The sequence below is a fragment of the uncultured Azohydromonas sp. genome (assembly GCF_937926365.1).
In the GTDB taxonomy this organism is placed as follows: Bacteria; Pseudomonadota; Gammaproteobacteria; order Burkholderiales; family Burkholderiaceae_C; genus Azohydromonas.
The window spans coordinates 1-10,803 of the sequence record NZ_CALAOH010000222.1 but is presented as its reverse complement, the minus strand read 5'-3'; the positions used below and the strand labels follow the sequence as shown (position 1 = coordinate 10,803).

The following is a 10,803-nucleotide window of genomic DNA, read 5'->3' as shown; positions in this document are numbered from 1 at the left end:
GTACATGCTGCCCAGCACCAGACCATTGATGATCTGCTGAAGAAAAATGTCCATCCGAGGGATCTCCTGCTGCTTACTGCCGGCGCGTGGCTGGCGCCTGTTCTCGGCTCGTCCGGGTCGCGGCCGTGCGGGGGATACGCACAGGCCATGCCGGCCCCCTGGTGAACGGGGCCGGCAGCCGAAAAACGGCGGATTGTAGGTGTGCCGACCACACCCTCAGCCTGGGAGTTGCCCTCGCGATGCGAGTCAAGTAGTGAAAACTTCGTTTACATCAAAAGTGCTCAACGGTCGTCATCTTCACGCGCTGCGGCGTCCAGACGGCGCAGCTGCGCGAGCTTGTCACCGATCTTGATTTCCAGCCCACGCGGCACGGGCTCGTAGAAGCGCTCCTGCACGCCATCGGGCAGGTAGCGCTCACCCGCGGCGAAGCCGCCCTCCTCGTCATGCGCGTAGCGGTAGCCGCGCCCATGGTCGAGCTGTTTCATGAGCGCGGTGGGTGCATTGCGCAGGTGCAGGGGCACCGGCCGGGTGCCGTCGCGCTTCACGAAGGCGCGCACCGCCCCCCAGGCCTTGTAGACGGCGTTGGACTTCGGCGCCACCGCCAGATAGACCGCGGCCTCGGCCAGCGCCAGCTCGCCTTCGGGTGAGCCGAGGCGCTCGTAAGTTTCGGCCGCATCCAGTGCCAGGCGCAGCGCGCGCGGGTCGGCCAGGCCGATGTCCTCGGCGGCCATGCGGATGATGCGCCGCGCCACGTAGCGCGGATCCGCGCCACCGTCGAGCATGCGCGCCAGCCAGTACAGCGTGGCGTCGGGGTCGGAGCCGCGCACCGACTTGTGCAGCGCGGAGATGCTGTCGTAGAACTGGTCGCCGCCCTTGTCATAGCGGCGCAACTGCTCGCCCAGCGTGCGCTCCAGCAGCGCTTCGTCGAGCTCGGCCGCGTCGCCGGCCAGCGCCACCAGGTTCTCCAGCGCATTGAGCAACCGGCGCGCGTCGCCGTCGGCATAGCCGATCAGCCGCGCCTGCGCCGCCTCGGACATCGGAGGCGCTCGCAGTGCGGCCAGCGCCCGCTGGATGAGCTGGCCCATGTCCTCGTCGCCGAGCGCCTTGAGCACGTGCACCGTGGCGCGCGACAGCAACGCTGCGTTGACTTCGAAACTGGGGTTCTCGGTCGTGGCGCCGATGAAGGTGAACAGCCCCGACTCCACGTGCGGCAGGAAGGCGTCCTGCTGCGCCTTGTTGAAGCGGTGCACCTCGTCCACGAACACCACCGCCGCGCGCGTGTTGGCCTGCGCGGCGCGGGCGCGCTCCACCGCCTCGCGGATTTCCTTGACCCCGCCCAGCACCGCCGAGATGACGATGAACTCGGCGTCGAATGCCTGCGCCATCAGCCGCGCCAGCGTGGTCTTGCCCACGCCCGGCGGGCCCCACAGGATCATCGAATGCAGCCGCCCGGTTTCGAAGGCCCGGCGCAGCGGCTTGCCCGGCCCCAGCAGGTGCTGCTGGCCGATGACCTCATCCAGGCTGTGCGGACGCAGCCGCTCGGCCAGCGGAACGCCCGGTGTCGCATGCGCCACGGGCGCGGCGGGCGCCTCGGGCCCGAAAAGCGAGTCCTGAGAATTCATGCACCGGATTGTCGCAGTGGCCTTCCAGCCCTCCCGCGAGCCGCCCATGACCGCGGCACGTGTCCGCTCTTCAACCTCTAAAACCGCCAACCCGTCCCTGCCCACAGTACGTCGTCGGCCCGCAGGGATCCATGCCCCGCGCAAGGAACTGCTTGTGCCCGCAACTGGCTGCGGCAGGTCACTACCACCACGCCGTGAAGTACTGCCCGTCGAAACAGGGCGATGAAGCCGATGGCCACGGACACCGGCAGCAGCGCCACCGCAGCGTAGGTGTCAACAGCAACCAATTCATCGGCATTCAGACCAACCACGAAGCAGCGGCTGGCGCGCCGCTGCGCGGCGCCTTACTCCACCACCGCCACCCCTTTGGGCGGCACGAACCTGAAGCTCTCGGGGGCGACGGGGACGTTGGTGACCAGTTCGCTGAAGTCCAGCCGCGAGTGCTGGCCAAAGCTGTCCACGATCTCGATGGCCGCCAGGGTGCGACCCTTGAACGCCACGCGCAGCGACTGGAAGGCCGTTTCCTTGTCGCGCGGCGTGGCCTGCACCCAGTCCAGCCCCTGCGCCGAAGGCAGGTTGGAGAGGTTGAAATCCTTTTCCAGTGCGCCGCCGGCCAGCAGCGCCGCCGGCGTGGAGCCCAGCGCCTGCGCCAGCGGCCGCGCACTGGCCTGCTGCAGGTCGGCGTCGAAGATCCACACTTTCTGTCCGTCGCCCACGATGAGTTGCTCGTAGGGCTTGCGGTACTCGAAGCGGAAGCGGTTCGGGCGCGCGAACTCGAAGCTGCCGCTGGAACTCTTCTTCTTGGCACCGTCGGGCGCGGTCACGGTCTGGCTGAAGGCGGCGCGGCCGGTCTTGGCCTCGCGCACGAACTCGCGCAGCGCCTCCACCGCGTCGGCGCGCGCCGCGCCCGCGGCGGCCAGCAACAGCGCCGCGGCCGCTAGCGGGCGGGCCAAGCGCCGGCCCAGGCCCGCACCGATGCGGCCCGCACCGCGCTGGGTGTCGTTCGTGCTGCTGCTCATGCCCTCGCTCATACCTCTTCCCGCTTGGGGACGATGATGTCCCGGTTGCCGTTGGTGGCCATGGCTGATACGAGGCCGGACTTTTCCATTTGTTCCAGCAGCCGCGCGGCGCGGTTGTAGCCGATGCGCAGGTGGCGCTGCACCAGCGAGATGGAAGCGCGCTTGTGCTGCAGCACGATGGCCACGGCCTGGTCGTACATCGGGTCGGACTCGCCGTCGCTGTCCACGCTGCCGCCGATGCTGGTGACGCCGTTGCCGCCGTCGCTCTCCAGCACGCCACCCTCCAGGATGCCCTCGATGTAGTTGGGCTCGCCCTGCTGCTTGAGGAAGTCCACCACGCGGTGCACTTCCTCGTCGGAAACGAAGGCGCCGTGCACGCGCACCGGGATGCCGCCGCCGGGCGTGAGGTAGAGCATGTCGCCCTGCCCCAGCAACGCCTCGGCGCCCATCTGGTCGAGGATGGTGCGCGAGTCGATCTTGGAGCTGACCTGGAAGGACAGGCGCGTCGGGATGTTGGCCTTGATCAGGCCCGTGATCACGTCCACGCTGGGGCGCTGGGTGGCAAGCACGAGATGGATGCCGGCGGCGCGCGCCTTCTGCGCCAGACGGGCGATGAGCTCCTCGATCTTCTTGCCCACCACCATCATCAGGTCGGCCAGTTCGTCGATGACGACCACCACGAAGGGCAGCCGCTCCAGCGGCTCGGGCTCTTCTGGCGTGAGGCTGAACGGATTGGGGATGTGCTCCTCACGCTCAGCGGCCTCGTCGATCTTCTTGTTGTAGCCGGCGAGGTTGCGCACGCCGAGCTTGGACATGAGCTTGTAGCGGCGCTCCATCTCGCCCACGCACCAGTTGAGCGCGTTGGCGGCCTGCTTCATGTCCGTCACCACCGGGCACAGCAGGTGCGGAATGCCCTCGTAGACGCTCATCTCCAGCATCTTCGGGTCGATGAGGATCAGCCGCACCTCGTCGGCCTCGGCCTTGTAGAGCAGCGACAGGATCATGGCGTTGATGCCCACCGACTTGCCCGAGCCGGTGGTGCCGGCCACCAGGCAGTGCGGCATCTTGGCCAGGTCGGCCACTACGGGCGCACCCACGATGTCCTTGCCCAGGCCAATGGACAGCAGCGACTGCGCCTCGCGGTAGGCGCGTGAGTCCAGGATCTCGGTCAGGCGGATCATCTGGCGCCGCGCGTTGGGCAGCTCCAGCGCCATGGTGGTACGGCCGGGAATGGTTTCCACCACGCGGATGCTCACCAGGCTCAGCGAGCGCGACAGGTCCTTGGCCAGGTTGACGATCTGCGAGCCCTTCACGCCCGTGGCGGGCTCGATCTCGTAGCGCGTGATCACCGGCCCCGGCGAGGCCGCCACCACGCGCACCTCCACACCGAAATCCTTGAGCTTTTTCTCGATCAGGCGCGAGGTCATCTCCAGCGTCTCGGGCGAGACGCTCTCGCGCTGCGCCGGCGGAGCATCGAGCAGATCAACCTGCGGCAGCACGGCGTCGTCGTTGACGATGGCGCGCGGCATCGGCGCCACCACGGCCATCGGCTTCGCGGGCGCCTTAGCGGCGGGAGGAGCGGCAACGGCGGGTTTCGCAGGTGCAGGCCGGGGCGGCTGCGGCGTGGACTCGGCGTCGTCCAGATCGAGGCCGGCGGCGGTATCGGCCCAGGGCGGATCGACGGCTACGGGCGGCCGGGGCTCGGCGGCGGTAGGGGCTGCAGCAACGTTGGCTGCGGCGCTGGGCGCCAGGTCCACCACATCCTCAGCCGCCGGGGCCGCGGCAGGCGGCGTGGGCGCTTCGATCACGTCCTGCAGGTCCACCAGCACCGGCTCGACGAGGTCCACGGACTTCACGGGCGCGGCGCGCCGCCGTGCCGGGCGCGGCGGCGGCTCCTCGGCGGCGGCCGGCGGCTCCTCCTGCAGCGGCGGGTCGATGCGGATCGAATGCGCTTCCTGACCCTGGCGCGCGGCGCGGCCCTCACGCTCGCGCTGGCGCAGGGCGCGGCGGCCGGCCAGGCGATCCAGCGTGCCGTCGACCCCCTGGCGCACACCCTCCGCCAAGCCTTCCACGACGCCGCCGATGCGGTCGGCCAGCGCTACCCAGGAGAAGCGCAGCGATAGTCCCAGACCCAGTACCAGCGTCACGATCCAGGCCACGCCCGATCCGGCAAAGCCAAGCCATTTAAGGCTCCAGGGGCCCAGCAGGTAGCCCAGTACCCCCCCGGCATGGCCAGGTAGCCCGGATTCCCAGCGGTACAGCCGCGTCCACTCCAGCGCGCAGCTCGCGGCTATCAGCAACACCACGCCGAGGCAGAACGCCAGCCGCCGCGGTGGCGGACCGCTCTCCCCTCGAAGCAGCCGCGCCAGCGTGCCCAGCCACAGCCGCACGCCGATGATGGGCAACCACCACACGGACCAGCCGAACAGAAACAGGCCCAGGTCCGCCGCCCAGGCACCTAGCAAGCCGACCTGGTTGTTCACCAGGGGACGCCCGTCGCCTGAAGTGGAAAAACCCGGATCGGCGGCGTCGTGCGTGATCAACGCCAGCAGGCCAAGCAGCCCCAGGATCGCGCCGCCCGTGAGCCACAGCTGCGTGCGCCAACGGGGCGGCGCAGGCAGGGTGGTTTCGGTGGACACGCCGGGGCGACGCCGGTAGGTGTTGGAAGGGGACTCGTTGAGGGAACCCAGCGGAAAGCTCATCCCCGAATTGTGGCCTGGCCGCCTTGCCCCATTACCGCGCTCACCACCGGATACGTTCAGCACGTGGCAGGCAGGACCCGTGCGGCAGCACGCACACCCGGGGCGGCCACAGGCGGCTGGCTGCCTCAGGACATCAGTCGGCCAGCAGCCGTTCCTTGAGGACGACGGCGCCGCTTTCCTGCGTTTCGATCATCCCGCGCTCTTCCAGGTCTTTCATGACGCGGCTGACCATCTCGCGCGAGGCACCCACGACTTTGGCCATGTCCTGGCGCGAAACCTTGCCACGGATCACTTTCACGCCGTTGTCGTCCTCAGCCATGTCCAGCAGCGTACGCGCCACGCGGCCATACACGTCCAGCAGCGCCAGCGATTCGATCTGGCGGTCGGCATTGCGCAGCCGCGCCACCAAGCCGCGCAGAATCGCGTAGGCCAGGCTCGATCCTTCGGGCAGACAGCGCGCGAACTCCTGGCGGCCCAGGATCAGCATGTCGGTCTGCACCTCGGCCCGCACAGTGGCGGAGTGGGGCTCGTTGTCGATGAGACTCATCTCGCCCACGTAATCCCCGGCCTGCAGTACGGCCAGGATCACCTCGCGCCCGCGCGCGTCGGCGGTAAGCACCCGCGCCCGGCCATTGAGCAGAATGAACAGCGCATTGCTCTTGCGGCCCTGCTCCACCACCAGCTCACCACGTCGGAAGCGTCGCTTTACGACGCTGTCAGCAATGGTCTGCGCCTGTTCGGTGGTCAACAGCGAGAACAGCGGTACCCGACGGATCAGGTCCAGGTTCGACAGCAGCAGCGACATCGGCATCCTTTCTAGAAACGGCACCACGACAGCTCGTGCGCCACGCGTGAGGTCACAGTGTGATGACTCACTGCTGAATCCTCCACTGCACCTAGTGGCTATTGTGGCGTTTGAGAAGCCCAAATTCAGGCGTCAAAGCGGCATGTCAGACTTCGCGCCCGGAAGCGGCCACGCGCGCCGCACCGGACTTCCAAGAAACCCCACCGCCATGAACGACAGCACCCTCCATGCCCAGGTTTTGATCCTGGGCTCCGGCCCTGCCGGCTACACCGCCGCCATCTACGCTGCCCGCGCCAACCTCAAGCCCGTGCTGGTAACGGGCATGGCCCAAGGAGGCCAGCTCATGACCACCACCGAGGTGGACAACTGGCCCGCCGACGTCGCCGGCGTAATGGGTCCGGACCTGATGCAGCGCTTCCAGCAGCATGCCGAGCGCTTCAACACGCAGATCGTGTTCGATCACATCAACGCGGTGGACTTCAGCCGCCGCCCGTTCACGCTCAAGGGCGACTCGGGCACCTACACCTGCGACACGCTCGTCATCGCCACCGGCGCCAGCGCCAAGTACCTGGGCCTGCCCAGCGAGGAAGCGTTCATGGGCCGCGGCGTCTCGGGCTGCGCTACCTGCGACGGCTTCTTCTACCGCGATCAGGAAGCGTGCGTGGTTGGCGGTGGCAACACGGCGGTGGAGGATGCGCTCTACCTCTCCAACATCGCCGCCAAGGTCCACCTGATCCACCGACGCGACAAGTTCCGCGCCGAGCCCATCCTCGTGGACAAGGTCATGGAGAAGGTGGCCGCCGGCAAGATCGAACTGCACCTGTGGCACACGCTGGATGAGGTGCTGGGCGACCAGAGCGGCGTTACCGGCGTCCGGCTGCGCAATGCGCAGGATGGCTCCACCAAGGAGCTGAAGCTGCAGGGCGTGTTCATCGCCGTGGGCCACCAACCCAACACGCAGATCTTCGAAGGTCAGTTGGAGATGAAGGACGGCTACATTCTCACCCGCAACGGCTCTGAAGGCTTCGCCACCATGACCAGCGTGCCCGGCGTCTTCGCCGCCGGCGACGTGCAGGACCATGTCTACCGCCAGGCCATCACCAGCGCCGGCACCGGCTGCATGGCGGCTCTGGACGCACAGCGTTTCCTGGAACAGCAGGCCTGACAAAAAGCCCCCACGGCGGCCGACCTGGAGCCGCCGCGCCGTGCAGGACGAGGCGATTCCCGGCCGCGGCTCAAGCCCTCGCACCAGAGCTTGGCCGTTTATGGCTATAATCGCCGTCTTTGCCGAGAAGTGACTCGCCTGTGGTTCCGGGATCTCATGATCCGGACATCGGCGCGAGTCCTCGAAGGGTGTGCATCAGGGGGCTGGGCCAAGCCTGACCCATGGATGGGCTGAAGTTGCCGGTCTCCTGCGCTGCGTACCGCTCCCGAAATCCGAGAGAAAGTGGAGAAGCGTCATGGCACGCGTCTGTCAAGTCACGGGCAAGCGCCCGATGGTGGGGAATAACGTCTCCCACGCCAACAACAAAACCAAGCGTCGCTTCCTGCCGAATCTGCAGTACCGCCGCTTCTGGATGGAAAGCGAGAACCGCTTCATCCGTCTGCGCGTCTCCAACGCCGCGCTGCGCCTGATCGACAAGGTCGGCATCGACCAGGTCGTCGCCGACCTGCGCGCCAAGGGCGAGCTGTAATCAGCCGCCGCAACCACTAGGAGCACATCATGGCCACCAAAGGCGGACGCGAGAAGATCAAGCTGGAATCGACGGCCGGCACGGGTCACTTCTACACGACCAACAAGAACAAGAAGACGACGCCCGAAAAGCTCGAATTCATGAAGTTCGATCCCAAGGCGCGCAAGCACGTTCTGTACAAGGAAATCAAGCTGAAGTGACCTGCCCAGGTCTCGCGCATGAGGAAGGCCCGCAGTAGCGGGCCTTTTCTTTTGGGCATGACCAATTGGAGCACCTGCGGCTTCGCGTGGGCCTGGATGCGAACAAAGGTCGACAGCCCCCTGCTCGTAAGCGTGGCACCTGCACCCTACTGGCGCAGGCCACCGAAGTCATATATCGACGACGTGACGCAGCAGGCGGAACGGCACCCGCCAGCCCGGGCCGTCCGGGGTTTCGACCGTCGCGGTGCGCTGGTTGATCCGCACGATGGTGCCGATCTGGGTCTGCATGTAGCGGTCCTCGAACGACACCTTCTCGCCGCAGCGGAAGTCTCCCCGGCCGGTGGCGGTTCGATGGCGGCGTAGGGCAGCTTCCACTCGCGCCGCGCGTCGGTCTCGTGCAGCGTCACCTGGTGGTCACGCATGGCCACGACCTTGCCGCTGCGCATGCACCCGTCGTGCCAGTCGAGGAAGCGCACCGTCTGGCCCAGGTGCATGTTGGCTCGCACGGCGATGATGCGGCGCGGGTCGGCCAGCATGCGGTCGATGATGGTGCTGAGCTGGAACAGCTCCAGGCTGCTGGCTTGGCTGAGCGCATCAATGAGCTTGGGGTTGGGGCCTTGCGTGTCCACCGCCGTCGTCTCCCTGGAGTACCGCGCCGGCGCACCCGCGCGGCCGGCCTTGGGCCGCTATTCTCAGGCGGCCTGGCGCTGCGGCAGCGGCTCGCCGCGGCCGATGTTCCAGGGCGGGCGCAGCTCGTGGACGCGGTCGATGCGGTGCTCGGCGATGCGCTCGAACACCGCGCGCAGGTAGGCCTCCGGGTCCAGCCCGTTGAGCTTGGCCGTCTCCACCAGGCTGTACATGGCCGCGGCGCGGTCGCCGCCGGCGTCCGAGCCCAGGAAGAGGTAATTGCCGCGTCCAATGGCCACCCCGCGCAGGGCACGTTCGGCCGCCGAGTTGTCGATCTCGATGCGGCCGTCGTCGCGGTAGCGCGTGAGGGCTTGCCAGCGCGTGAGCGAGTAGGCGATGGCCTGCGCCAGGTCCGACTTCCTCGACACGCGACCCACCATGCCCGTGAGCCAGTCGTGGTACTCCTGCAGCAGCGGGCCGGCTCGGGCCTGGCGGTGCGCGCACCTGACGTCCGACGGCTGCCCGCGGATGTCCTCCTCGATGGCGTAGAGCGCCTTGATGCGCCGCAGCGCCTGGGCCGCCACCGAGTCCTCGCTGCGCCCGGTGCTGACGTACAGCTCCCACCAGGGTCGCCTCGCGTGGGCCCAGCATGCTGCCTCGACGGCCTGCCCCTGCCTGTAGAGCTGCAGCCAGCCACCGTAGCCGTCGGCCTGCAGGATGCCGCGGAACTTCTCCAGGTGCTCGCGCGGGTGGCGGCCTTCACGGTCGGGCGAGTACTGGAACCACGCGGCCGGCGGCTCCTCGCTCGCCGCCGGGCGGTCGTCGCGCACGTAGACCCACCGCCGGCCTTCCTTGGTCTTGCCCTTGCCGGGCGAGAGCACCGGCACGGGCGTGTCGTCGGCGTGCAGCTTCTCGGCCGCCAGCACGTAGCGGCCCAGGGCGGTCAGCAACGGGTCCAGTAGCTTCTCGCCCTGGCCCACCCAGCGCGCCAGCGTGGAGCGGTCGATGTGCACACCGCTGCGCGCGTTGATCCGGCTCTGGCGGTAGAGGGGGATGTGGTCGCAATACTTCGAGACCATCACGTGCGCCATGAAGGCCGCCCCAGCGATGCCGCGCACGATGGGACGGCTCGGTGCTTCGGCCTGGAAGATCGTCTGGCACTTCACGCAGGCGAGCTTCGGCCGCACATGGCGGATGACCTTGAAGCGGGAGGGCACGTACTCCAGCTGTTCCGACACGTCGGCGCCGATGCGGCGCAGCCGGCCGCCGCACGCGCTGCAGCCGCAGGCCTGGCCGGCGCTGTCGTGGTGGGCGTGCGTCGCCGGCGCACGGTGCACCAGTTCCTCGCGCGGCAGGTGCGTGGGCAGGCTGCGGTCCAAGGCCGGCGCATTGGCTGCCGGTGCCGGCGCCACCTTGGGCAGCGGTGGCAGTTCCGGCGACAGTGGCGCGGCTTCGATAAGCGTGCGCTGGCCGTCATGGAAGCGCTCGCTGGAAGCGCCGTACTGGTCCCGGACGCGGCGCGCCAGCTGCAGCCGCAGCTTCTCGTTCATGAGCTTGAGCAGCACCAGTTCCGCATCGCGCGCCTCGATGACGCGCAGCAGCGACTCGACGGTGTGGGGCCCAGGCGGCAGCGGCATGGGCCCTACTGTGCCGCGCCGCGCGGCGGCTGACCAGCGGGTTCGTGAGCCGTGTGCAACACGCGCGGCTCAGGCAGCGAGCTCAGGTGTGTGCGTGCGCATCGGCATGCGCCAGTCGATGCCCTCCAGCAGCATCGACAGCTGCGCCGGCGTCAGCGAGACGCTGCCCGAGGTCGCCTGGGGCCAGACGAAGCGCCCGCGTTCGAGCCGCTTGGACAGCAGCATCAGGCCCTGGCCGTCGAAGCCCTTGCGCATATCCGTGTGGCCGGCCACCAGCCACACGCGCGTCCCGGCGGGCAGCCCGATCACCGCAGCTCCAGCAGCGCCTGCAACACGCAGCGCACGCTGGCCTCGTCCACCGTGCCGCGCAGCCGCACGAGCGCCGCACCGATCTCGACCGTAAGCGTGCAGCCGTGGCACCCCGGCTGGGCTTCGCCACGGGTGTTGTCTCCAGCGCTTTTCCACCGCGTCTTTCCCACGCAGCTTTGTGACGCAGG

10 protein-coding genes are annotated in these 10,803 nt (G+C 68.3%); 3 read left to right on the top strand and 7 right to left on the bottom strand.

Annotation, left to right across the window (positions count from 1 at the left end):
- Positions 1-281: 281 nt before the first annotated feature.
- The 4 genes from Q0741_RS24570 to Q0741_RS24555 form a co-directional block, all read right to left on the bottom strand.
- Positions 282-1,622, bottom strand: a complete 1,341-nt coding sequence (locus tag Q0741_RS24570) for a replication-associated recombination protein A (protein ID WP_298235826.1) — start codon at positions 1,620-1,622, stop codon at positions 282-284.
- Positions 1,623-1,966: 344 nt separating this feature from the next.
- A complete protein-coding gene (gene lolA, locus Q0741_RS24565; protein WP_298235825.1) occupies positions 1,967-2,641 on the bottom strand; it encodes an outer membrane lipoprotein chaperone LolA in 675 nt (224 codons plus the stop codon).
- A gap of 8 nt (positions 2,642-2,649) precedes the next feature.
- Positions 2,650-5,343 (bottom strand): DNA translocase FtsK, encoded by a 2,694-nt coding sequence (locus Q0741_RS24560; RefSeq protein ID WP_298235824.1) that lies wholly within the window; start codon positions 5,341-5,343, stop codon positions 2,650-2,652.
- 133 nt (positions 5,344-5,476) lie between these two features.
- Positions 5,477-6,148 (bottom strand): Crp/Fnr family transcriptional regulator, encoded by a 672-nt coding sequence (locus Q0741_RS24555; protein ID WP_298235823.1) that lies wholly within the window; start codon positions 6,146-6,148, stop codon positions 5,477-5,479.
- Positions 6,149-6,356: 208 nt separating this feature from the next.
- Between Q0741_RS24555 and trxB the strand changes: the two genes are divergently transcribed.
- The 3 genes from trxB to rpmG all read left to right on the top strand — a co-directional run bounded on the left by trxB (position 6,357) and on the right by rpmG (position 8,042).
- Positions 6,357-7,313 (top strand): thioredoxin-disulfide reductase, encoded by a 957-nt coding sequence (gene trxB / locus Q0741_RS24550; RefSeq protein ID WP_298235822.1) that lies wholly within the window; start codon positions 6,357-6,359, stop codon positions 7,311-7,313.
- 295 nt (positions 7,314-7,608) lie between these two features.
- Complete coding sequence (rpmB, locus tag Q0741_RS24545; RefSeq protein WP_028998878.1) at positions 7,609-7,842, top strand: 50S ribosomal protein L28; 234 nt, start codon at positions 7,609-7,611, stop codon at positions 7,840-7,842.
- A gap of 29 nt (positions 7,843-7,871) precedes the next feature.
- Positions 7,872-8,042, top strand: a complete 171-nt coding sequence (rpmG, locus tag Q0741_RS24540; RefSeq protein WP_028998879.1) for a 50S ribosomal protein L33 — start codon at positions 7,872-7,874, stop codon at positions 8,040-8,042.
- A gap of 692 nt (positions 8,043-8,734) precedes the next feature.
- Here the strand turns inward: rpmG and Q0741_RS24535 are convergent.
- From Q0741_RS24535 to Q0741_RS24525, 3 genes are all read right to left on the bottom strand, one after another.
- The gene (locus tag Q0741_RS24535; protein ID WP_298235821.1) at positions 8,735-10,306 is read right to left on the bottom strand and encodes an IS66 family transposase; all 1,572 of its coding nucleotides are present in this window, start codon (positions 10,304-10,306) and stop codon (positions 8,735-8,737) included.
- A gap of 69 nt (positions 10,307-10,375) precedes the next feature.
- The gene (gene tnpB, locus Q0741_RS24530; protein ID WP_298235820.1) at positions 10,376-10,615 is read right to left on the bottom strand and encodes an IS66 family insertion sequence element accessory protein TnpB; all 240 of its coding nucleotides are present in this window, start codon (positions 10,613-10,615) and stop codon (positions 10,376-10,378) included.
- The coding region (locus tag Q0741_RS24525) for a hypothetical protein (RefSeq protein ID WP_298235819.1) at positions 10,612-10,803 on the bottom strand (192 nt) is incomplete at its 5' end. The genes tnpB and Q0741_RS24525, both read right to left, overlap by 4 nt.

Excerpts from the sequence above, each read along its gene's own strand:
- Q0741_RS24535 (WP_298235821.1), bottom strand. The coding sequence starts at position 10,306 with ATGCCGCTGCCGCCTGGGCCCCACACCGTCGAGTCGCTGCTGCGCGTC.
- lolA (WP_298235825.1), bottom strand. The coding sequence starts at position 2,641 with ATGAGCAGCAGCACGAACGACACCCAGCGCGGTGCGGGCCGCATCGGT.
- Q0741_RS24560 (WP_298235824.1), bottom strand. The coding sequence starts at position 5,343 with ATGAGCTTTCCGCTGGGTTCCCTCAACGAGTCCCCTTCCAACACCTAC.
- Q0741_RS24555 (WP_298235823.1), bottom strand. The coding sequence starts at position 6,148 with ATGTCGCTGCTGCTGTCGAACCTGGACCTGATCCGTCGGGTACCGCTG.
- trxB (WP_298235822.1), top strand. The coding sequence starts at position 6,357 with ATGAACGACAGCACCCTCCATGCCCAGGTTTTGATCCTGGGCTCCGGC.
- rpmG (WP_028998879.1), top strand. The coding sequence starts at position 7,872 with ATGGCCACCAAAGGCGGACGCGAGAAGATCAAGCTGGAATCGACGGCC.
- Q0741_RS24570 (WP_298235826.1), bottom strand. The coding sequence starts at position 1,622 with ATGAATTCTCAGGACTCGCTTTTCGGGCCCGAGGCGCCCGCCGCGCCC.
- rpmB (WP_028998878.1), top strand. The coding sequence starts at position 7,609 with ATGGCACGCGTCTGTCAAGTCACGGGCAAGCGCCCGATGGTGGGGAAT.